The organism is Ideonella azotifigens (assembly GCF_021043325.1).
In the GTDB taxonomy this organism is placed as follows: Bacteria; Pseudomonadota; Gammaproteobacteria; order Burkholderiales; family Burkholderiaceae_C; genus Ideonella; species Ideonella azotifigens.
This window is the reverse complement of record NZ_JAJNKD010000008.1, coordinates 1-20,772: the sequence shown is the minus strand read 5'-3', so window position 1 is coordinate 20,772 and position 20,772 is coordinate 1. Positions and strand designations below refer to the sequence as shown.

Below are 20,772 nucleotides of genomic sequence, written 5' to 3'. Positions count from 1 at the left end.
GTTGGCTCCCGGGTTGGATTTCTTTCCAAGACGCGTGCGCCAGTCGCCACGCTCAGGAGTGCCAAGATGAAAGTTTTCGCTATGAACATGGTGAGGCATATGCCTGCCGAGGTGGCCCCATGGGCCTTCGCGTCTGTTGCCTTTTTGTGCCTGACATCGCTTGCGCTTGATGCTGCGGCGATAGAACCTTCCCAAACTCCGCTGACCAGCCGCGTAGGCGATACGCCACCACCCAATGTGATGATCACGCTGGATGACTCCGGGTCCATGAATTCGGATTTCATGCCGGCAGGTGCTGTTACAGTCAATAATGTGTCCGTTCGCCTGGATAGTTCTACTGCGTCTGACCGGTTGGCCGCTTTCCTGAACGATCAGCGAAAAGCCAATGCGAACCAGCTCTCCGCATATATTCCAGCCGTGAAAGGCACTGGGGCCAAGTTGTACCAGATGCAGTTCAGGTCGCCCGATTTGAATACCATTTGGTATAATCCGGAAGTGCGTTATCGACCATGGTTGAAATCGACGCCGTTGGCTGATGGCACAGGCCAATACATGAACAATGCGGTCCCCACTGCAGCGTACTGGGATCCGATGCAGCCGGGGCTTGGTAGTTTTAATCTCACCACCAATTGGACAGGCGTCCAAACCACTTGGTGCCAAGCCTACAACAGTTGTGGCAGTGCGACGCTTGACTATTACCCTGGTTTGTTCTATCGCCTGAAGAGTGGTGCTGCGCCTGACAAGACTGCTAATTTTGTTCAGTACGATGTCAATGATGCTGCCAACTACAGCCCTAGCAAGACCAGCAAGGCTGCGGCCCGCACCGATTGCGCTGGCGCTACGACTTGCACCCAGGCGGAGGAGCGGATCAATTTTGCGAATTGGTTCACCTACCACCGCATGCGCGAAGCCCTGGCAAAAGGCGCGCTGACAGAATCTTTGTTCGGATTCCAAAATAAAATGCGCGCTGGGTGGGGGAGAATCAACAGCGGCACCACCAACAATGTAGATGGTTCCTTGGGCTTCAAAGTAATAAGAACTGGCATTAGAAATCTTGATAAGGCTCAGCTGCAGACCATTCTGGCGGGCGTTCAGGGTATTGCCTCCAATGGGGGAACGCCTTTGCGCACTGCCCTAGATAGCGTAGGGCCGTATTTCAACAATCGAACCGATGCTTACAGTCCATGGCTTACCACCATCGGCACAGCTGGCTCTGGAAAACTGAGTTGCCGTCGTTCTATCAATCTGCTAACGACCGACGGCTATTACAACGACAGCTATTCCGCGGCAGGTGATCTAACCAATGTAGACGGTAGCTACAGTTATACCAGTGCCGCAGACAATCCCGGTGGTTTTTCGCCTACCCACTACGTGGCGCAGCGGCCCTACATTGATGGCAGGACGAAAGATGATTCGGCCAACATCGCGTTCAATAGCCTGACCGATGCTGCGATGCGCTGGTACATCCAGGATCTTGATGGCACGGTGGTGAACAAAGTCACACCGACCGACACTGACATTGCGTTCTGGCAGCATTTGACTCAGTTCACCATCGGCATTGGCGTCAAAGGTACATTGGATTCATCGAGCCCCGATGCGAAAGCTGCTACGTTGCTGGCTCTGTCGGATCCCAACGGCTCCGCCATGTGGCCCAAGCCTTCCACCGATCCTCAGAAAATCGACGATCTCTGGCATGCCGCCGTCAATACAGGCGGTGACTTCTATTCCGTGAAGAACGGCGCAGAGTTGTCAGCCGCGATCACCAATGTGTTCAGCAAGGCCACCGGCGTAGACTCGCGAGAGGCCGGCGTGGCGACCGTCACGTCCACGCTGAGCGCGTCAAATCTGAAGTTCGTGCCGCAATACAAGTCTGGCGCGTGGTATGGCGATGTGTATGCCTACGAACTGGATACCAATGGCGATGTGGTAAGCACCAAGGCCAAGTGGCAGGCATCCACTAAACTGCCTGCCGCAGCTGCACGTAAGCTTTATACCCTGAGCGGAGGTGCTGGGGTGGAGTTCAAGAGCACCACACTTGTTGCCAGCGACTTGAGCGCAATTGGCTCAGCCGATCTCGTGAACTACATTCGCGGCGAATCGACCAACGAAGGCAACTCCCTGTCCTTCCGCCCTCGGGGGGGGCAGTTGTTGGGTGACTTCGTTAATTCACCGCCGGTATACGTGCGCGACTTGCTGGACTCTAGTTACGGAAATCTGGCGGACACGACGCAGGCGGGTAGCTACGCGAGTTTTCTTGCCGCTAAGAAGGCGAGAAATGAAGGCGCGCTGGTCGTGGGTGGAAACGCAGGAGTTTTCCACGTGTTTCGGGGCTCTGATGGCGTGGAAACCTTTGGTTATTTGCCTCGGGCCGGCTTCTCAAATTTAAATTTGGTGGCCGCCAAGAATTACGGTACTACGGATAATTTCCACCGCTTCTTCGTGGATGGTCCGGCGGTGGAAGCTGACGCCTACCTCACGCCCAAGGGTGAAACCGGGCCGCGCTGGGTGAATATGCTGCTTGGCAGCATGGGGGCGGGGGGTAAAAGTGTTTTTGCCTTGCATGTGCCCACCGACGACCCCACTGCGCAACTGGGTGCAAATTCCATCCAATGGGAGTTGAATAGCCATGCCGATCTTGGTTACGTGATGAACGACATGCGTACAGGCAAGATCCAGGGTGGCGGGGGCTGGTACGCGTTTATTGGCAACGGGCCTTACAGCACCAACGGCAAAGCTGCGCTGTTGGTGGTTAATTTGCAAACTGGTGCCGTGGTCAGAAGCATCGACGTGAACACTACCGGTGCGAACGGCTTGGGCGGTGTTCGGCTGGTGCGCAATGCCAACATGGAGGTCTACGCCGCCTATGCGGGCGATCTACAGGGCAATTTGTGGCGCTTTGACTTTGGTAACAGCGACCCCTCGAGTTGGGGTGTAGCCTTCAACGGCAGCCCGCTGTTCAAGGCGACAGACAGCACCGGCGCAGCTCAGCCGATCGTGGCCGCTCCTGCTATCGTGCCGCACACCATCAAGGGATATGTGGTTACCTTCGGCACCGGCCGGTTGATCGACACGGCAGATTCGGCGGTCATCGCTCCGCAGACTTATTACGGGGTGTGGGACGATACCGTGATCAATGCCTCGGCCGCAACCGTGGCAAGCCCGTTCTTTGCTGCCTCTCAGAGCGGCGGTGTGGCGCCCTATCGCAGTGTGCTGGTGCAACAATCCATTGGTACCTCCACGATCGCGGGTTCGGGAAGCAACGCCGGTATGACCTACTACACGGTGTCCAGTAACACGGTCGATTGGAACCAGAAAAAGGGCTGGTACATTGAACTGAACGTAAAGGCTGGTCAGCGCACCGTGTATCCGGCGCAGACCATTCTGAACTATGTTTACTTCAGCACCATCGTGCCAGCAGTGAAAGCAGCTGAGTGCGAGTTTACGTCAGGCTCTGGTTATAACTTTTTGGTGGATGCGGTCACCGGAGCGGCTAGTACTACCCCGGTATTCGATACCAATGGTGATGGGGTGGTGAGCGGCAGCGATTCGGTTGTGGCTGGCTTTGGCACGCTGGCGGACGGATCCGACAAGATGCTGACCAACAATACAGGCGTGGTGAACGAAGATTCGGCCGCACGTTGCTTGCCGGACGTCAACGCAAAGTGCCAAAATCCGGACGAAAATTGCTTGGTGGTGATTGTCGACAGCACCAATACTGGCAAAGAAGCATGCGTTAAGGGCCCTCCTTGCGTTGCTGGCGATGAACGGTGCTGCCCGGACGGTACGCCGAGAAATGGGCGGATTGGCAACTGCGCTCCTGACGTTGGTGGCATCATTACCGACCGCGTCTGGCGCCAGATCGTGAACCCGCCGCAGCCCTAATCATCCGCGCCTCTTCATCCGAAAGCTTGTGCATGGCTTCCAAAACTGGACGATCTCAGCCTGTGTGTCTTAGCTCTGGGAGCAGGGTCACATCTACGGGCTTCACGTTGATCGAGTTGATGATTGTGGTAGCCATCGTGGCCATTCTGGCGGCGATTGCCTACCCTAGCTACACCAGCCATATGCTCAAAGGCCGGCGGGCGGATGCGGAAACGGTGATGTACGAGGCGGCGCAGTACCTGCAGCGCTTCTATGCCGCAAACAATACCTACGCAGGTGCCAGCTTATCGGGGTCCGGGGTCAGCCAATCTCCCAAGTCGGGCGATGTGGTTTACTACGAGATCACGTTGGGTGATGTTGCGAACAGTGCGCAGGACTACAGCCTGCAAGCGGAGCCGAAAGGTGTGCAACTGAGTGATCCATGCGGCACGCTGACACTGTCATCTACCGGGCAGAAGGGGCAGAGTGCGGACGCTACAGTAGCGAAGTGCTGGCAGTGAGCGGGGTCCGCTCCCTGTGAGGTAAGGATTGGCGTGGGATGGAGATCCGAGCTTCATATCTCCTTGATCAACCTGCTGAACTCATCGACATCCTCAAAGCTGCGATAAACCGAAGCGAAGCGCACGTAGGCCACCTTGTCTAGGCGCTTCAATTCCCGCATCACCAGTTCGCCCAAGCGGGTTGAGGGCACTTCGCGCAGCCCGCTGGCGAGCAGCTTTTCCTGGATGCGCTCCATGGCCGCATCCACTTGCTCGATGCTCACCTGGCGCTTGCGTAGCGCCAGTTGCATGGAGCCGCGCAGCTTCTCCGGCATGAACTCCACGCGGGCGCCGCTGCGCTTGACGATCGCCGGGAGGGCGATTTCGGCGCGTTCGTAGGTGGTGAAGCGCTTGTCGCAGCTGGTGCATTTGCGTCGGCGGCGCACCACGTCCCCTTCGTCGGATTCGCGGGTTTCCGCGACCTGGGTTTCGGTGTGACTGCAGTAGGGGCAGCGCATGCGGGCTCTTTCTTTGAGGGGCTCTGGCTGGAAGCAAAACGAGCCCGGCTGTTGGGCGCGGGCTCGTCGGGGTCAACTCGTCAACAGGTCCTGGTGGCTGACCTGCGTGGGGTGATCATCTGCTTCAACGGTAGACCGGGAAGTCACGTGTCAGCGCCGCGACCTTTTCGCGCACGCGGGCCAAGTTGGTTTGGTCGTGCGGGTTGTCCAGCACGTCGGCGATCAGCTGCGCGGTCTGGCGGGCCTGGTCTTCCTTGAAGCCGCGGGTGGTCATGGCCGGCGTGCCCAGGCGGATGCCACTGGTGACCATCGGCTTTTGCGGGTCGTTCGGGATGCCGTTCTTGTTGCAGGTCATGTGCGCCGCGCCGAGGATGGCCTCGGCTTCCTTGCCGGTCAGGCCCTTGGGGCGCAGGTCCACCAGCATGACATGGCTTTCGGTGCGGCCGGAGACGATGCGCAGGCCGCGCTCGATCAGCGTGTCGGCCAGCACCTTGGCGTTTTTGGCGACCTGCTCCTGGTAAGCCTTGAACTCGGGTGCAAGCGCTTCCTTGAAGGCGACGGCCTTGCCGGCGATCACGTGCATCAGCGGGCCGCCCTGGATGCCGGGGAAGATGGCCGAGTTGATCTTCTTGGCGACCTCTTCGCTGTTCATCAGGATGATGCCGCCACGCGGGCCGCGAAGGCTTTTGTGGGTGGTGGAGGTCACCACGTCGGCATGCGGCACCGGGTTCGGGTAGACGCCTGCGGCGATCAGGCCGGCGTAGTGCGCCATGTCGACCATGAAATACGCGCCGATTTCCTTGGCGATCCTGGCGAAACGCTCGAAGTCGATGCGCAGCGCGAAGGCCGACGCGCCGGCGATGATCAGCTTGGGCTTGTGTTCGCGGGCCTGGCGTTCCATCGCTTCATAGTCGATGTCTTCCTGCGCATCGAGGCCGTAGCTGACGACCTTGAACCACTTGCCGCTCATGTTCAACGGCATGCCGTGCGTCAGGTGACCGCCTTCGGCCAGGCTCATGCCCATGATGGTGTCGCCGGGCTGCAGCAGTCCGAAGAACACGGCCTGGTTGGCCTGCGAGCCGGAGTTAGGCTGCACGTTGGCGAAGTTGGCGCCAAACAGCTGCTTGACGCGGTCGATGGCGAGTTGCTCGACCACGTCCACGTTTTCGCAGCCACCGTAATAGCGCTTGCCGGGGTAGCCCTCGGCGTACTTGTTGGTCAGCTGCGAGCCTTGCGCGGCCATCACGGCCGGCGAGGTGTAGTTTTCCGAGGCGATCAGCTCGATGTGTTCTTCCTGGCGCAGGTTTTCAGCCTGGATGGCGGCCCACAGGTCAGGATCGACCTTGGCAATCGTCGATTCGGAGCGGTCGAACATGGGAGGCATTCCTTCAATCGGGGGCGGATGAGCCCTGCCGTCCCGCTGCAGGCCGACTTCGGCTTGCGCTGCAGGAGGAGGGTTGCCCAGGCGAACGGCTGATGCAAGCGACCTGGGGCCGCTCCGCGCTTCCCGGTGGTGATCCACCTCGGGATGCCCTGTGAGGGCACCTTATCGCCAGTCGCGCGTGAAGAAGAGAAAGAGAAAACAGGTGCGGCCAAACGCGCAATGAACGCTGAGCAGCACGGCCGCTAGTGTAGCGGCTCGCCTCGTTTTGGTGGCAAGCCCGGGCGGCTCAGTGACGCACCCCGGCCTTGGCCAATTTGACTCAACTTGCCAGAGCTTGACTCAACTTGCCAGCGCGACCTGCGCGCGGCCAACTGCTGGCTCGGCCGCCGCAGACGGCCCGGGGGCATCCGGATGAACCGGCAGCGACGCGGCGGGCATGGAAGCGGGCAGTGCAGGTGCCAGCGGCGTGACCGCGCCTGGGGCGACCGACAGGGCCTGCGCATTGTTGGCCGCGGTCATCACGGCGTTCGGCACCGTCACCGGCACGCTCTGGCCAGCCGCCACGCGCAACAGGTGGCGCTGTTCGGCCAGTACCTTGCCGGCATAACCGCCGTCTTCTTCCTGGTTGCCCGCGCCCACGTAGAAACGCAGGCCGGCTTCCAGCCCACCGGCGCGGGAGATGCATTCCTTGAGCACCTGCACACCCACGCGAAGATTGGTCACCGGATCAAAAGCCGTCAGCTTGCCGCCGAAGGCCTCGTATTTCTGGTTGTGCACGCCAGTCATGACCTGCATCAGCCCTTGCGCGCCCACGGGGCTTTGCGCGAAGGGGTTGAAGCTGGATTCGATCGCGACGATCGCCAGGATCAGCGTCGGGTCCAGCTGCGCGCGCTGGCCCACGTGCCAGGCTTCCTGCACCAGGCGCGCGACAGGCTCCGGCGCCACGCGGTAGCGGCGCGACAGCCAGGTCGTCACCACGGCCTGCTGGCGGTTCAGCGCTGCCGGGTCCATCGCCAGCGCGCGGGCCAGGTTCCCGGCGTCCGGGTCGTCCGGCATGGCCACGAAATCCGTTTCGGCCGGTGCATTGCGCGCGGTGTTGCGCGCCTGCAGCCAGTCGTACATGCGTTGCTCGGTCGCGCTTCGCAGGTCAGCGCGGCTGAACGTGAAGACAATGGCGGCAAGCACCAGCAGTCCCACCAGGGCCAAAACGTTGTGGCTGACCTCCAGCAGGCCATGCCCCACATCGCGCAGGAACACGCCAGCACTGCGGCGTCCTGCGTCGGCCATGCGCTGCCACCATGAAGGTTCAGACATGTCCATCCTTTCCTCGGGCGCCACGCGTCGCAGCGTCTGCGGCAGGAAGCCGATCAGGGATGCTGAGGGTGGCGATAATCGATTGCCAAGTCGGGCCGGTGCATATGTGCACGCCAGCATCGCAAACTTGACCGAACGGCTGCCTTGTCGCGGCGCCTCTTGGCGAGGGCGCGGGCTAACCTGGATTGGTTGATGGAGCAGATTGTAGGCAGGCGAAATAACCAGTCAACCATAAGGACTTAAGTTCTTATAACGAAACAATATGAAATACCGGGATCTTCGCGGCTTCATTGGCGCTCTGGAATCGCGCGGTGCGCTCAAGCGGGTGCAGGCGCCTGTGTCGCCGCACCTCGAAATGACGGCCTTGGCCGACCAAGTCCTGCGCGCTGGCGGCCCCGCATTGCTGTTCGAGCAGCCTGCTTTTGCCTCGATAACGCCGCATTCAGCACCGAACGTGCCGGTGCTCGCCAATCTGTTCGGTACACCGCAGCGCGTGGCCTGGGGCATGGGCGCTGAAGCGGTGGACGAGTTGCGCGACGTGGGCCGGCTGCTGGCCGCGCTGAAGGAGCCGGACCCCCCTAAAAGCCTCAGGGAAGCCGGCAAACTGTGGGACATGGCCAAGGCCGTCTGGGACATGAAGCCGGCCAAGGTCGGCTCGCCGCCGTGCCAGGAGGTGGTGCTGCAAGGCGCCGAGGTGGACCTGGGCCGCTGGCCGATCCAGTTCTGCTGGCCTGGTGACGCTGCGCCCTTGATCACCTGGGGCTTGGTGATCACCCGCGGGCCGCGCAACGTGCCGCAACCTCGCTTGCGCCAGAACCTGGGCATCTACCGCCAGCAGGTGATAGCCCGCAACGAGGTCATCATGCGCTGGCTGGCGCACCGGGGCGGCGCGCTGGATTTTCGCGACTTTGCGCGCGTCAACCCAGGGCAGCCGTTCCCCATCGCCGTCGCGCTCGGTGCGGATCCGGCGACCACGCTGGGCGCCGTGACACCTGTGCCGGACAGCCTGTCCGAATACCAGTTCGCCGGCCTGCTGCGTGGTGGCCGCACCGAGCTGGCCGACAGCAGCGTCGGCGAAGGCGACCTGAAGCTGCAGGTGCCGGCGCGGGCCGAGATGGTGCTGGAAGGGCACATCCCGACCGCGCCCGCCGGCTTCACCGGCCACAGCGAGCACGGTGTGCCGGTCAAGGAAGTCGGCGGCTACCTGCATGCGCTCGAAGGCCCGTATGGCGACCACACCGGCTACTACAACGAGCAGGACTGGTTCCCGGTGTTCCGCATCGATAGGCTCACCCACCGGCGCGACCCGATCTATCACTCGACCTACACCGGCAAGCCGCCGGACGAGCCTGCCGTGCTGGGCGTGGCGCTGAACGAGGTGTTCGTGCCGCTGCTGCAAAAGCAGTTTCCAGAGATCGTCGACTTCTACCTGCCGCCCGAAGGCTGCAGCTACCGCATGGCGCTGATCTCCATCCGCAAGGCCTACCCCGGTCACGCCAAGCGGCTGATGTTCGGCCTGTGGAGCTTCCTGCGGCAGTTCATGTACACCAAGTTCATCGTGGTGACCGACGATGACGTGGACATCCGCAACTGGCAGGACGTGATGTGGGCCATCACCACCCGCATGGACCCGGTGCGCGACACCACGCTGGTCGAGCAGACGCCGATCGACTACCTGGACTTCGCCTCGCCCGTTAGCGGCCTGGGCGGCAAGATGGGGCTGGACGCGACCAACAAATGGCCTGGCGAAACCAGCCGCGAATGGGGCCGCGTGATTGCGATGGACGATGCGGTTCAGGCCCGCATGAAGGCCTTGTTCGACCAGCTCAACCTGTGAGCATCGGCCAGCCGCGGGTGCTGTGCAAGAAATAACGAATGGGTGGCACCGGTGCAGGGATACGCGCTTGCGCTGGCGCCCCCTTTGGCGCTAATCTAAACCCGCCTCTTCACTGAGGTACTTCATGAAGACGCCATCGCTGCGTCTTTGAGGCCCGGGCCCATTTCTCGCCCGATCCTCGCTGGATGGCGAATGCCGTCCACAAGACCTCCGGGCCGGCAACGGGCCGGAGGTCTTCGTACTTGTGGGCCGCACTTTCTTGCCGCACCCATGGGGTCGCACTCATGGTGCCCACTGGTGGCCTGCACCGAGGCTTGCACCGGCCGCCAGCGGCTTCAGATAAGGGGGAGCCGGCACGGCGGGCCCTCAGCCCGTCAAAATGCAACTTGTGCCGGTTTTGCCGCACCGCTTCGGATGCGCGCGTTGCGCCACCACAGGACCCGCCATGACCGCTGCCTTTGCCTCTTCCCCCATGTCCACCATGCCTGCAAACGCCGATGCGAGCGCACCCCAGCTGATCACGCTGGCGGGGGGATGCTTCTGGTGCCTGGAAGGCGTTTACGAACAGGTTCAGGGCGTGCTGTCCGTGCAGTCCGGTTATGCCAATGGGCAGGTGGACGATCCCAGCTACGAGCAGGTCTGCGCCGGCACGACCGGCCATGCCGAGGTGGTGCAGCTGCGCTTCGACCCGGCCCAGGTCAGCCTGCGCGAGCTGCTGGAAATCTTCTTCGTGATCCACGACCCAACCACGCTGAACCGGCAGGGCAATGACGTTGGCACCCAGTACCGCTCTGGCATCTATGTGAACGACGAGGCCCAGTTGCCGGTCTGCCGCGAGGTGCTGGCAGAAGTGCGGCAGGCGACCGACAAGCCGGTGGTCACCGAACTGCAGCCCTTGAAGCGCTACTGGCCGGCCGAGGACTATCACCAGCACTACTTTGCCAACCACCCGGAGCAGGGCTATTGCGCCTACGTGGTGGCACCGAAGGTCGAGAAGTTCCGACGCAGCTTCACGCGCCTGGTGCGTGGCTGATTGCAGATGACCCGCAGGCGCTTCTGGCCAAGGTCGGTCCGGCTGAGCTGGCCGGCGGCGCTGGCACTGGCGCTTGCGCTGCTGTGCGCCCAGACCCTGGGCACGCTGCACAGCCTGCAGCACGGCAACGGCTTGCCGCGAGGTGCCGCACGGCAAGCCCTTGTCGCCAAGGCGATTGCCGCGCCACAAGCCAAATCGCTTGGCGCAACGCTCTGGTCTCACGCCGCCGGCCATGCCGACTGCCAGCTGCTCGATCAACTGCTGCACGCCGACCTGCTGCCCCAGGTCACGCTGGCGCTGCCAGCCGAAAGCCCGCGGCCGCCCCGGCTTGCGGTGGTGGTCCCGGTCGCCCTCCACGGGCAGCTTGACCGGCCCTACCAGGCCCGCGCGCCCCCTTCGCTGGCCTGACGCCAGCCCCTTCGCTCCGTTCCCCGCCCACGCATTGCCGATGCGCATGCCGACCTGCGCCTTGCCGCAGGCCCTGGCCTGTGCGTCGCTGCTGGGTGGTGAGTCGTTGAGCCGACGCCTGCACGCGCCCTGCGTGCACCCGATTTGACTTGCCCGTCACCATCGCCTCGCGCAGTTCTGGTGGGGCGGGCCATGGATTTCCAATGTTGCTGCCCACTTCCCTTGTTGCTTCCTCTTCCTCCCATTTCGCGCGACAGCAGTCGCCACACGCCTGGCCGCTGGCCCGGCTGCACCATGCCACGCTGCTGGCCTTGGCGGCACTCTCCGCCGCTGCCCAGGCCCAAACCGTGACGGCAGCTGCCGCGCCGAACCAGGCCGGCACCGCCGCTGCCGGCGCCCCCGCCCAGGTCGTGATCACCGGCAACCCGCTGGGTGGCGACCCGGCCCAGGCCGCCAGCGTCTTGACAGGCGACAAACTCACGCTGCGACTGGCGCCGACGCTGGGCGAAACGCTGGACGGCCTGCCCGGTGTGTCTTCCAGCTGGTACGGCCCGAACAGCAACCGGCCCACCATCCGCGGGCTGGACGGGGACCGCGTTCGCCTGCTGGACAACGCCGGTGCCTCGGTCGACGCATCCAACCTCAGCTTCGACCATGCGGTGGCGCTGGACCCACTGGTGGTTGAACGTGTCGAAGTCCTGCGTGGCCCGGCCTCGCTGCTGTATGGCGGCAATGCCACCGGTGGCGTGGTCAACACCATTGACAACCGCATTCCCACCACCGCGCTGGACGGGCTGGGCGGCAGGGTCGAACTGCGCGCTGGTGGCGCCGCGAGCGAGAAGTCCGCTTCCGGCCTGCTGGAAGGCGGGCAGGGCGGCTTCAACTGGCACCTGGATGGCTTCAAACGCAAGACCGAGGACTTGCGCGTGCCGCGCTTCACGCCGGTGGAAGACGGCGAGGCAGGCGAGCCGAGCACCAGGGTTCGCAACTCCGCTGCCGAGACCGAAGGCGGGGCCATCGGCGCGTCCTATGCCGACGCTGCTGGCTACCTGGGCGCCTCGCTGGACACCTACCGCAATGTCTATGGCGTGACTGTCGAGCCAGACGTGACCATTCACATGAAACGTGACCGCTTCAGCCTGGCCGGCGCACATGAGCTTGACGCGCTGGGTTTCGAGCAGCTCAGCTTCCGCTACGGCCACACCGACTACCGCCACCAGGAAGTCGAAGGCACAGGCGAAGTGGGCACCACGTTCGACAGCAGTGGCAACGACCTGCGGCTGGAGGCGCGCCATCGCGGCCTGTTTGGCAACGGGGCGCAGGGCGTGATCGGCCTGCAGGCCGAAACGCTGGACTTCTCGGCGTTGGGTGAGGAGGCTTTTGTGCCCAACACCCGCAGCCGCAATGCCGCGCTGTTCGCGCTGGAAGAGGTCAATGCCGTGGGCGGCAAGCTCAGCCTGGGCCTGCGTGCCGAGCGCGCCGCCGTGCATTCCGAGGGCGATCAACCGGATGCCGAGGGCCAGTTGGGCAAGCGCTTCGGTGCGGCCACCAACCGCGACTTCACGCCGCTAAGCGCCTCGGTGTCCGGCACTTGGCCGCTCGCTTCGCAATGGTCTGTCAGCGCGTCGTTTGGCAGCACCCAGCGCGCACCGGCTTATTACGAGCTGTTCGCCAACGGCCTGCACGTGGCCACCGCTTCCTATGAGCGTGGCAATGCCGACCTGGGCCTGGAGCGCAGCACGCATGCCGACCTGGGCCTGAACTGGGCCCAGGGGGCAGACAGCGCGAGCCTGCAACTGTTCGGCATGCGCTTTGCCAACTTCATCTCGCTGGAAGCTTCTGGCCGGCAGGTGGACGAGGCTGGCGAACCCGGTGGCGATTCGCCTGAGTACGTGTTTCGCGGTGTGCGGGCGCAGCTCTGGGGTTTGGAGCTCGAAGGCCACACGCGTTTTGCCCGGCTGGGTGGCTGGCAGCTGGACTTGAGCAGCGGCCTGGACATGACGCGCGGCGAAAACCGCGACACCGGCGAGGCGCTGCCGCGCATCGCACCGCTGCGCGTGACGCTGGGCCTGGACGCCAGCCAGGGCAACTGGCAACTCGGCGCGCAGGTTCGGCATGCGGTCGAGCAGAACCGGGTGCCGGCGAGCGATGTGCGCACGCCCGGCTACACGCTGCTCAGCCTGTCGGCCAGCTACAAGCAGGCATGGGGCGCCAACACCGACGCGCTGTGGTTCCTGAAGCTGGACAACCTGGGCAACACCCTGGCCTACAGCGCCAGCTCGATCCAGACCATGCGCGAGCTGGCGCCACTGCCGGGCCGTTCTGCCTCGGCGGGGGTGCGCCTCAGGTTCTGATCGCGGGGCGGCGCAGGCCAGCGCCGGGCCGTCCCAAGCGGCCTGCGCACCCGCCCGGCGGGTGGTCTCGCGTATCCCGCGAGACCGGGTGTCCCATTCAGCAGGCCAGCGCCGGGCCGCCCCAAGCGGCCTGCGCACCCGCCCGGCGGGTGGTCTCGCGTATCCCGCGAGACCGGGTGCTCCATTCCTAAGGTGCGAGGCGTTCGCGCAGCCACTGGCCGTCGGCCAAGCGGTATCGCAGTCGGTCATGCAGGCGCGACTTGCGGCCCTGCCAGAACTCCCAGCAGTCCGGCACCAGGCGGTAGCCGCCCCAGTGGGGTGGCCGCGCGGGCTGCAGGCCGTGGCTCAGCGCGGCCTTGGCGGCGTTGGCCACCAGCACCGCGCGTGAACTGATCACTTGGCTTTGTGGTGAAGCCCAGGCACCCAGGCGAGAGTCCAGCGGCCGGGACTGGAAATAGGCGTCCGACTCCTCGGCGCTGACCTTCTCGACCCGGCCCTCGACGCGCACCACACGCTCCTGCGCCACCCAGTGGAACTGCAGCGCGGCAAACGGGTGCAGTGCCAGCTCCTGGCCCTTGCGGCTTTCGTAGTTGGTGAACCAGACCAGCCCGCGCGCGTCCGCGCCCTTGATCAGCACGATGCGGGTCGATGGCCTGCCATCCGCGCCCACCGTTGCCAGCGTCATCGCGTTCGGCTCGGGCACGCCCCCGTCCAGCGCGGCTTGCAGCCACTGCTGGAACTGCGGCAGCGGCGCATCAGCCGCCTGGTCTTCATCGAATTCGGCAAGCTCGTAACTCTTGCGCAATTTGGCGAGATCACTCATCGACAAAGTGTATGCGTGGCCTCGTGTCCAATGGCCGATTCCGCAAATCGCCTGCCTGCGCTAGGGTGAGGCCTTAAGTGAAGCTCCCACTGGCCTGGGGGCGGCAAGGCTTTCATCCTTGGGCTCGTTCTTGTTGGGCACCTGTCGCCCCCTCTTTCCGTCATGAAATCCCTTCCTGCCGTGGTGGTGCTGGGCGCCGGCCGCGGTTCCCGTTACCTGGGGCCGCGCCACAAGTTGGCCGAGCCGCTGGGCAGCCACTCCATCCTCAGTCACACGGTGCGCAACGCGATTGCCACCGGGCTACCGGTGGTCGTGGTGACCACGCCTGCCTTTGCCGACGAGGCCGCCGGCCTGGTGGCCAAACGCGACGTGGTGGTGCTGGGCCACGGCACCGGCCCGGCGCCTGGCGGGATGGGCGACTCGATTGCCGCTGGCGTGGCCGCACGCTCAGGCGCGGCCGGCTGGCTGATGTTGCCGGCCGACATGCCGATGGTGCAGCCGCTCACTCTGCTCGCGGTGGCCGGCGCGCTGTCCCACCATGCGGTGGCCTACGCCCAGCTGCGTGGGCAGCGCGGCCATCCGGTCGGCTTCGGCGCCGAGCTGTTTTCCGAGCTGATGCGCCTCAGCGGCGAAGAGGGTGCCCGCCGGCTGGTGGCCCGCTATCCGGCGCATCCGGTCGATGTGGAAGACCCAGGCGTGTTGCAGGACATGGACACCGAGGCCGACCTGGCCAGCCTGCGGGCCCGCTGGCACCAGCGCTCCAACCTCGCCGCGGGCTGAGAGGCTGAGCCCCGCGCGCATTGCCCGCGTCGCGGGCATGGAAACCGCATCCCTGCTCGCTCGCGATGCATGCTTCGCTGGCGACCTGCGTGTGCGGGCCTTGGTTTGACCATGTAATCAAGTTACTTGATAATCAAAACCAAGGTTACATCGGTGCCGCCACTCGGCCTGCACGCCAGGCACGGCCCGCAGCCAATTCTTCTTCTGTCCTGGATCAGCCAATTGCCCATGACTTCTGAAACCTCACTGCACCCTGTCATCGCGGCCGTCACCGACCGCATCCGCAACCGCAGTGCCGCCCTGCGTGGCGCTTACCTGGCCCGCATTGACGCCTTGCGCAAGCGCCCACGCGGCGTGGACCGCCTTGGCTGTGCCAACGTGGCGCATGCAGTGGCCGGTGCCTCGGCCAACGAGAAGATGCGCATCGTCGCCGAGAAGGCGCCCAACATCGGCATCGTCACCTCGTACAACGACATGCTGTCGGCGCACCAGCCGTACGAAGGCTACCCGGCGCTGATCCGCGAAACCGCGATGAAACTCGGCGCCAGTGCGCAGGTCGCCGGTGGCGTGCCGGCGATGTGCGACGGCGTGACCCAAGGTTATGCCGGCATGGAGCTGTCGCTGTTCTCGCGCGACACCATTGCGATGGGCACCGCGATTGCGTTGACGCACGACACCTTCGACGCTGCACTGCTGCTCGGCATCTGCGACAAGATCGTGCCGGGGCTGCTGATCGGCGCGCTGCACTTCGGCCACCTGCCTTGCGTCTTCGTGCCCGCCGGGCCAATGGGCTCGGGCTTGTCCAACAGCGACAAGGCCAAGGTGCGCGAGCAGGCGGCGCAAGGCCTGGTGGGCCGCGCGGAGTTGTTGAAAGCCGAGCAGGCTGCTTATCACAGCCCCGGCACCTGCACTTTCTACGGCACCGCCAACTCCAACCAGATGCTGCTGGAAGCCATGGGCCTGCACGTGCCCGGCGCGGCCTTCGTGCCGCCGAACACGCCCTTGCGCAAGGCCTTGACCGAAGACGCGGTGAGCCGCGTGCTGGCACTGCGGCAGCGCGAACTGCCGATCGGCCACCAGGTCGACGAGCGCTGCATCGTCAACGCGATGATCGCGCTGCTGGCCACTGGCGGCTCGACCAACCACCTGATCCACTGGGTTGCCGTGGCGCGCGCCGCCGGCATCCTGATCGACTGGACCGACTTCTCCGAACTCTCCGGCGTGATCCCGCTGCTGGCGCGGGTCTATCCGAACGGCGCGGCCGACGTGAACCAGTTCCAGGCCGCCGGTGGCCCGGCGTTCGTGATCCGCGAGCTGGTGCGGGCCGGTTTGATGCACGGCAACGTGCCGACAGTCGACGCCGATGGCATGGCCGCCTCCGGTCGCTTGCCCTTGCTGGATGAAGCCGGAGCCCTGCATTGGCAGGAACTGCCGGCCACCAGCGGAGACGAGACCGTGCTGCGCGGTGTCGCATCCCCGTTCTCCGCGACCGGGGGCCTGAAGCTGCTCTCAGGCAACCTGGGCCGCTCGGTGATCAAGGTTTCGGCCGTGCCGGAAGACAGGCACATCATCGAGGCGCCCGCGGTCGTGTTCGACAGCCAGGAAGCGCTGCTGGAAGCCTTCAAGAATGGCGTGCTGGAACGCGACCTGATCGCCGTCGTGCGCTTCCAGGGCCCGCACGCCAACGGCATGCCGGAGCTGCACAAACTCACGCCGCCGCTGGCCGTTTTGCAGGGCAAGGGCTTCCAGGTTGCGCTGGTGACCGATGGCCGCATGAGCGGCGCGTCCGGCAAGGTGCCGGCCGCCATCCACGTCAGCCCCGAAGCGCTGGCCGGTGGCCCGCTGGGCAAGGTGCGTGACGGCGACCTGTTGCGCCTGGACGCGGTGACCGGCACGCTGGAAGCCCTGGTGCCGGCCGAAGAGTGGGCCGCGCGCGTGCCCGCAAAGCGCAGCGACGCTCTGGCCGAGCTGCACGCCCATGACCTCGGCCGCGAGCTGTTCGCCGGCATGCGGCGCAATGTGCGCACGGCCGAAGAGGGCGCCTGCACCTGGCTGTGAAGCCACCGTCCTCATTGCATTCCAGAACCTGTCCCCCAGAGGAGATTTCCCCATGATGAACACGCTGGACCTCGCCGCCCAAGGCCCCGTGATCCCGGTGATCGTGATCGACAACCTGGCCGACGCAGTGCCGCTGGCGCAGGCGCTGGTGGCCGGCGGCGTGAAGGTGCTGGAAGTGACCTTGCGCACCCCCGTGGCGCTGCAGGCCATCGAGGCCATGGTCAAGGCTGTGCAGGGCGCGATCGTCGGCGCCGGCACCATCCGCAGTGCGGACGATGCGCGTGCCGCCAAGGCGGCTGGCGCGGTGTTTGGGGTCAGCCCGGGCTACACGCCGGAAGTTGGCGCGGCCTGCCGTGAACTTTCGCTGCCCTTGCTGCCAGGCGTGGCGACGGCCAGCGAAGTGATGATGGCCCAGGCCGATGGCCTGCGTTTCCTGAAGTTCTTCCCGGCGACCGCTGCCGGCGGCATTCCGATGCTGAAGGCCCTGGCAGGCCCGTTCCCGGATGTCGTGTTCTGCCCCACGGGCGGCATCAGCCTGCAGACCGCGCCTGACTTCCTGGCGCTGCCCAACGTCAAGGTCTGCGGCGGCTCCTGGCTGACGCCGGCTGATGCGGTGAAGGCCGGCGACTGGGCGCGCATCACGCGCCTGGCGCAAGAGGCCTCGGCGCTGGCGCGCTGATTCAGGGCGCGTTGCCTGCCACCAGCCCTGCCATGGCCGCGGCCTGAGCGGGCGTTTCAGGCAGCGCCGCCAGGCCATGCGCCACGCCGGTACGGTCCGCAGCCGGCCGGTTCTGGCTGACCTTCCATTTGCCCTGCAATTCGGTCACCTCGATGCGAAAGCCGACGATGGCTTTCAGCAGGCTGTCGACGTAGTCCGCCGGCGCGTCGTCGACCGACCAGGGATGCGGCTGGTTCGCTTCATGAGCGTCGGTCAAGGCATGCAGCAGCGCCAGCAGGGGCTCTCGCTCGGTGAAGGTCTGCAGCCGCCCGCGGGCCTGAACCACCGCGTAGTTCCAGGTTGGCACCACCTTGCCGCCGGCCGTCTGCTTGGTGGCGTACCAGTTCGGCGAGACATAGGCTTGCGGGCCCTGGAACACCGCCAGCACGGATTGGCCTTCGGCTGCCTGCCACAGCGGGTTGGCTCGGGCCACATGGCCGGTCAGCCAACCGGTGCCCGGTGTTTCGCCGGGCTGCCACAGCAGCGGCACCGGGTCGGCCTGTAGCTCTCCATTGGCATCGGTGTGCATCAGCATCGCCAGCGGGTGGGCCTGCATCAACGCAGCGAGTTGTTCGGGCGCAGTCTGTTCGAAGTGGCGCGGCTGGTACATGGCGATGACGGGCTGGCGTGGTGGGGTGCGGCCCTGACGATAGCGCAGGCCAAAGGCCTGCAAGCTTGCCTCAGGCTGGGAGCCGGTCCAGCCAGCAGGCCATGCCTTGCGCATTCAGCTCCACGTCCAGCGTCAGCAAATCGGCCACGCGTTCGGCCGGCAGCGTGCTGCCAGCGGCGCGCAGGTCGTGCTGGTAGAGCGCGAGCAGGGCGGCGCTCAGGGCAGCATGCCTTTGAGGGTGCTGGCGCAGCGCCAGGCCCAGTGTTTCGACCTCGTCCAGCAGTCGCAGCAGCGCTTCGGCCAGCGGTGCCACCGGGCTCAGCGCGCCATAGTGGGTCAGGTAGACGCGCTCGGGTTGCGCAGCCATCAGCCTGTGGATCGTCGCGCGAGCAGCATCGGGCTCGAACTGCACCGGCGTGGTGGTCGGCAGGATCCACGGTTTGCCGTTCACGTCCAGCTCGCGGTAGGACAGGCCGAAGCTGTCGCCGGTGAACCAGCCGCGCGAGACCGGGTCCCAGATGCAATGGTGGTGGCGGGCGTGGCCGGGTGTGTCGACCAGCGTCAGCGTGCGGCGGCCCAGCGTGATGGTCTGGCCGTCCGAGCTGGGCTGGGCGCGTTCGGCCGGCACCGGCACCAGCTGGCCGTAGGAGCGGTCCATCTCGGCCTGGCCGTAGACGGCGAGCGCGCCCTGGTACAGCGCGCTCGGGTCGAGCATGTGGCGCAGCCCGCGTGGGTGCACCAGCAGGGTCGCGTTGGGCAGGTGCTGCATTAGGCTGCCAGCGCCACCGGCATGGTCCAGGTGCACATGGGTGGGAATGACCCAGTCGACCTGCGCGGGTGACAGGCTCAGTGCCTGCAGCGAGGCCAGCAGGCGCGGCACGGCGTGGCCGGTGCCGGTGTCGATGAAGGCGGCGCGGCCATCGTCGACCATCAGGTAGGCAGCGTCGAAATTCGGCCGTTGGAAGCCGGTTTCCACGGCGTAGATACCGTGGCCGAGGTCTTGCAGGAAATCAGGCAGCGGAGCGGGGGTGTTCATGGGCAGAAGCTTGCCGGGTCACCACCCGCCCGGTCCAACGGTTTACGCGCGTCGGTTGTCAGGCGCCGGTGCCGAGCAAGGCCCACAGGCGGGCAATGTCGGCTGCGCCATCGTTGCCCTGCACGCTACGCAGCGTCTGCGTGGCCTTGGCCTTGTTCTTGCCGCTGTGCAGCAGTGCCAGGCCAAGGCGAAGCTTGGCGTCGTCAGGCCGCTTCAGCTGGTCCTTGGCAATGCCTTGTTCGATCAGCGCAATGCCTTTGTCGGTCTGGCCGAAAGACACCAGTTGGGTGCCGACCAGCACCATCGCGTTGCCGTCCTTGGCCTCGGCGACGTCCTTGTCCAGGCCGGCCTTGCCTTCGGCTTCCTGCTTGATGGCCAGGTCTTCGAGGCGCTTGTGGCGCGCGGCTTCCGGGCCGGTGCCCAGCACGCCGGCAGCGATGCCTTTTTCGACCACCATCTTGCCTTCGCTCGGGAATCCGGCCTGCAGCGCGAGCTGGGCCATTTCCATGTAGTCGTCGGCCTTGCTCAGGTTACCGGTGGCCAGGCGCAGGCGCAGCAGGTCAAGCGAGTAGCGATCGTTGGAGAAGCCAGGTTTGCGCGGCAGGCGGCCGAGCGCGGCGGCCCAGTATTCCTTCTTCGGATAATAGGCCAGCAGCTTCTCTAGCACGGCGCTCTGACCGGCCGCGTTGTTGGTGTGCTGGTAGGCGTCGGCCAGGCGCAGCAGGTCGCCTTCGTCGGGCTTGCGACCACCTTGCTCGGCGGCGGACACTGCAGCCGCCGCGTCCTTGGCAATCGCGTTGTAATCGCCGCTCTGGCCCTGCAGGTAGGCCTGCAACTGCTTCAGCTGCGGGCTGTTGCCGCCCAGCGAAACAGCTTTCTGGGCCCATTGGCCAGCCTTGGCGTTGTCCTTCAGCTGCGAGTAGGCAAAGGCTATGGACTCGGCCATCTGCGCCTGCTCGGCTTGCGAGAGCTTGCCGGAAGCCATGGCTGCTTCAAACGAACGTGCCGCGGTGGCGTTGTCGCCCGCACGCTGGGCCGCGGCACCGCGCATGCGGTCCACCATCAGTTGCTCGTTAGGGTTCTTGTTGGCGACGTTGTCGGCGTCACGCACCTTGGCCAGGGCTTCCTTGGCCTTGCCTGCCTTCAGCATGTCGCCGGCCTGTTGCAGCGGCTTGGCAACTTCCGGGCGCAGCGCCTGGGCGTAGGCGGTGGAGAGGCAACCTGCCATCAGCAGGGAGGCGGCAAGAACGCGCAGCTTGGTCATGGTGTACAGGGGATCCTGGGGGATCTCGAAAAAAACTCGATGAAGGGTGTGAGCCAGAAACGCCATCGGGGTTCGATCCGCTGACGGATGAGCCCCGATGGTCTGACCTGCCGGCTGACCTTGGTGAAGGTCATGGGGCAGTGTTGCGAGAGTTCTGGTTGCAGACCGGCCGGCAAGCCGCTCAGTCCATGAACTGCTCGTTGCCGATGATGCCGATCTTGGTGACGCCCAGGCGCTGGGCCTCGGCCATCACCATCGCGACGTGCTTGTAGGT

The 20,772-nt window shown here is 64.9% G+C and carries 16 protein-coding genes, 1 pseudogene and 1 riboswitch; of the genes and pseudogenes, 9 read left to right on the top strand and 8 right to left on the bottom strand.

Features of this window, described 5'->3' with window-relative positions; genetic code table 11:
- Window positions 1-66: 66 nt before the first annotated feature.
- Window positions 67-3,882 (top strand): pilus assembly protein, encoded by a 3,816-nt coding sequence (locus LRH25_RS17365; protein WP_141287542.1) that lies wholly within the window; start codon window positions 67-69, stop codon window positions 3,880-3,882.
- Window positions 3,883-3,944: 62 nt separating this feature from the next.
- Window positions 3,945-4,382, top strand: a complete 438-nt coding sequence (locus LRH25_RS17355; protein WP_310733319.1) for a type IV pilin protein — start codon at window positions 3,945-3,947, stop codon at window positions 4,380-4,382.
- A gap of 53 nt (window positions 4,383-4,435) precedes the next feature.
- Here the strand turns inward: LRH25_RS17355 and nrdR are convergent, their stop codons facing one another.
- The 3 genes from nrdR to LRH25_RS17340 all read right to left on the bottom strand — a co-directional run bounded on the left by nrdR (window position 4,436) and on the right by LRH25_RS17340 (window position 7,577).
- Window positions 4,436-4,879: a transcriptional regulator NrdR gene (gene nrdR / locus LRH25_RS17350; RefSeq protein WP_141287540.1), complete on the bottom strand. Its 444-nt coding sequence runs from the start codon at window positions 4,877-4,879 to the stop codon at window positions 4,436-4,438.
- A 124-nt stretch (window positions 4,880-5,003) separates the two neighbouring features.
- Window positions 5,004-6,254, bottom strand: coding sequence for a serine hydroxymethyltransferase (glyA, locus tag LRH25_RS17345; RefSeq protein ID WP_141287539.1), 1,251 nt, complete (start codon window positions 6,252-6,254; stop codon window positions 5,004-5,006).
- Window positions 6,255-6,331: 77 nt separating this feature from the next.
- A riboswitch (ZMP/ZTP riboswitch) is annotated at window positions 6,332-6,449 on the bottom strand.
- Between the two features lie 153 nt (window positions 6,450-6,602).
- On the bottom strand, window positions 6,603-7,577 hold the full coding sequence (locus LRH25_RS17340) for a lytic transglycosylase domain-containing protein (protein ID WP_231011798.1): 975 nt from the start codon (window positions 7,575-7,577) through the stop codon (window positions 6,603-6,605).
- Between the two features lie 262 nt (window positions 7,578-7,839).
- Between LRH25_RS17340 and LRH25_RS17335 the strand changes: the two genes are divergently transcribed.
- The 4 genes from LRH25_RS17335 (at window position 7,840) to LRH25_RS32830 (ending at window position 13,209) form a co-directional block, all read left to right on the top strand.
- Window positions 7,840-9,414, top strand: a complete 1,575-nt coding sequence (locus LRH25_RS17335) for a UbiD family decarboxylase domain-containing protein (protein ID WP_141288815.1) — start codon at window positions 7,840-7,842, stop codon at window positions 9,412-9,414.
- Window positions 9,415-9,886: 472 nt separating this feature from the next.
- On the top strand, window positions 9,887-10,447 hold the full coding sequence (gene msrA, locus LRH25_RS17330) for a peptide-methionine (S)-S-oxide reductase MsrA (RefSeq protein ID WP_141288817.1): 561 nt from the start codon (window positions 9,887-9,889) through the stop codon (window positions 10,445-10,447).
- 6 nt (window positions 10,448-10,453) lie between these two features.
- A complete protein-coding gene (locus LRH25_RS17325; protein WP_141288813.1) occupies window positions 10,454-10,855 on the top strand; it encodes a hypothetical protein in 402 nt (133 codons plus the stop codon).
- A 203-nt stretch (window positions 10,856-11,058) separates the two neighbouring features.
- Window positions 11,059-13,209, top strand: coding sequence for a TonB-dependent receptor (locus LRH25_RS32830; protein WP_259374077.1), 2,151 nt, complete (start codon window positions 11,059-11,061; stop codon window positions 13,207-13,209).
- Between the two features lie 187 nt (window positions 13,210-13,396).
- Here LRH25_RS32830 and pdxH read toward each other — a convergent pair whose 3' ends face one another.
- Window positions 13,397-14,032 carry a pyridoxamine 5'-phosphate oxidase gene (gene pdxH, locus LRH25_RS17305; RefSeq protein WP_141288405.1) on the bottom strand — a complete coding sequence of 212 codons (636 nt, stop codon included), beginning with the start codon at window positions 14,030-14,032 and terminating at the stop codon, window positions 13,397-13,399.
- 162 nt (window positions 14,033-14,194) lie between these two features.
- On the opposite strand from pdxH, the gene LRH25_RS17300 reads away from it, so the two are divergent.
- From LRH25_RS17300 to eda, 3 genes are all read left to right on the top strand, one after another.
- Window positions 14,195-14,812 (top strand): nucleotidyltransferase family protein, encoded by a 618-nt coding sequence (locus tag LRH25_RS17300; protein ID WP_141288404.1) that lies wholly within the window; start codon window positions 14,195-14,197, stop codon window positions 14,810-14,812.
- Between the two features lie 228 nt (window positions 14,813-15,040).
- Window positions 15,041-16,870 (top strand): phosphogluconate dehydratase, encoded by a 1,830-nt coding sequence (edd, locus tag LRH25_RS17295; RefSeq protein ID WP_141288403.1) that lies wholly within the window; start codon window positions 15,041-15,043, stop codon window positions 16,868-16,870.
- 55 nt (window positions 16,871-16,925) lie between these two features.
- Entirely contained in the window at window positions 16,926-17,549 is a 624-nt protein-coding gene (gene eda, locus LRH25_RS17290; protein WP_141288407.1) for a bifunctional 4-hydroxy-2-oxoglutarate aldolase/2-dehydro-3-deoxy-phosphogluconate aldolase, read from the top strand.
- A 1-nt stretch (window position 17,550) separates the two neighbouring features.
- Here the strand turns inward: eda and LRH25_RS17285 are convergent, their stop codons facing one another.
- From LRH25_RS17285 to LRH25_RS17270, 4 genes and pseudogenes are all read right to left on the bottom strand, one after another.
- The gene (locus tag LRH25_RS17285) at window positions 17,551-18,261 is read right to left on the bottom strand and encodes an FMN-binding negative transcriptional regulator (protein WP_231011796.1); all 711 of its coding nucleotides are present in this window, start codon (window positions 18,259-18,261) and stop codon (window positions 17,551-17,553) included.
- A gap of 7 nt (window positions 18,262-18,268) precedes the next feature.
- On the bottom strand, window positions 18,269-19,234 hold the full coding sequence (locus tag LRH25_RS17280) for an MBL fold metallo-hydrolase (RefSeq protein WP_141288402.1): 966 nt from the start codon (window positions 19,232-19,234) through the stop codon (window positions 18,269-18,271).
- A 58-nt stretch (window positions 19,235-19,292) separates the two neighbouring features.
- A complete protein-coding gene (locus LRH25_RS17275; protein ID WP_141288401.1) occupies window positions 19,293-20,498 on the bottom strand; it encodes a hypothetical protein in 1,206 nt (401 codons plus the stop codon).
- A 181-nt stretch (window positions 20,499-20,679) separates the two neighbouring features.
- A pseudogene (locus LRH25_RS17270) lies at window positions 20,680-20,772 on the bottom strand (biopolymer transporter ExbD); the annotation flags it as partial.

What these genes read in the sequence shown, in the direction of transcription:
- LRH25_RS17365 (WP_141287542.1), top strand. Translation starts at nt 67, where the DNA reads ATGAAAGTTTTCGCTATGAACATGGTGAGGCATATGCCTGCCGAGGTG.
- nrdR (WP_141287540.1), bottom strand. Translation starts at nt 4,879, where the DNA reads ATGCGCTGCCCCTACTGCAGTCACACCGAAACCCAGGTCGCGGAAACC.
- glyA (WP_141287539.1), bottom strand. Translation starts at nt 6,254, where the DNA reads ATGTTCGACCGCTCCGAATCGACGATTGCCAAGGTCGATCCTGACCTG.
- LRH25_RS17340 (WP_231011798.1), bottom strand. Translation starts at nt 7,577, where the DNA reads ATGTCTGAACCTTCATGGTGGCAGCGCATGGCCGACGCAGGACGCCGC.
- LRH25_RS17335 (WP_141288815.1), top strand. Translation starts at nt 7,840, where the DNA reads ATGAAATACCGGGATCTTCGCGGCTTCATTGGCGCTCTGGAATCGCGC.
- msrA (WP_141288817.1), top strand. Translation starts at nt 9,887, where the DNA reads ATGTCCACCATGCCTGCAAACGCCGATGCGAGCGCACCCCAGCTGATC.
- LRH25_RS17325 (WP_141288813.1), top strand. Translation starts at nt 10,454, where the DNA reads ATGACCCGCAGGCGCTTCTGGCCAAGGTCGGTCCGGCTGAGCTGGCCG.
- LRH25_RS32830 (WP_259374077.1), top strand. Translation starts at nt 11,059, where the DNA reads ATGTTGCTGCCCACTTCCCTTGTTGCTTCCTCTTCCTCCCATTTCGCG.
- pdxH (WP_141288405.1), bottom strand. Translation starts at nt 14,032, where the DNA reads ATGAGTGATCTCGCCAAATTGCGCAAGAGTTACGAGCTTGCCGAATTC.
- LRH25_RS17300 (WP_141288404.1), top strand. Translation starts at nt 14,195, where the DNA reads ATGAAATCCCTTCCTGCCGTGGTGGTGCTGGGCGCCGGCCGCGGTTCC.
- edd (WP_141288403.1), top strand. Translation starts at nt 15,041, where the DNA reads ATGACTTCTGAAACCTCACTGCACCCTGTCATCGCGGCCGTCACCGAC.
- eda (WP_141288407.1), top strand. Translation starts at nt 16,926, where the DNA reads ATGAACACGCTGGACCTCGCCGCCCAAGGCCCCGTGATCCCGGTGATC.
- LRH25_RS17280 (WP_141288402.1), bottom strand. Translation starts at nt 19,234, where the DNA reads ATGAACACCCCCGCTCCGCTGCCTGATTTCCTGCAAGACCTCGGCCAC.
- LRH25_RS17275 (WP_141288401.1), bottom strand. Translation starts at nt 20,498, where the DNA reads ATGACCAAGCTGCGCGTTCTTGCCGCCTCCCTGCTGATGGCAGGTTGC.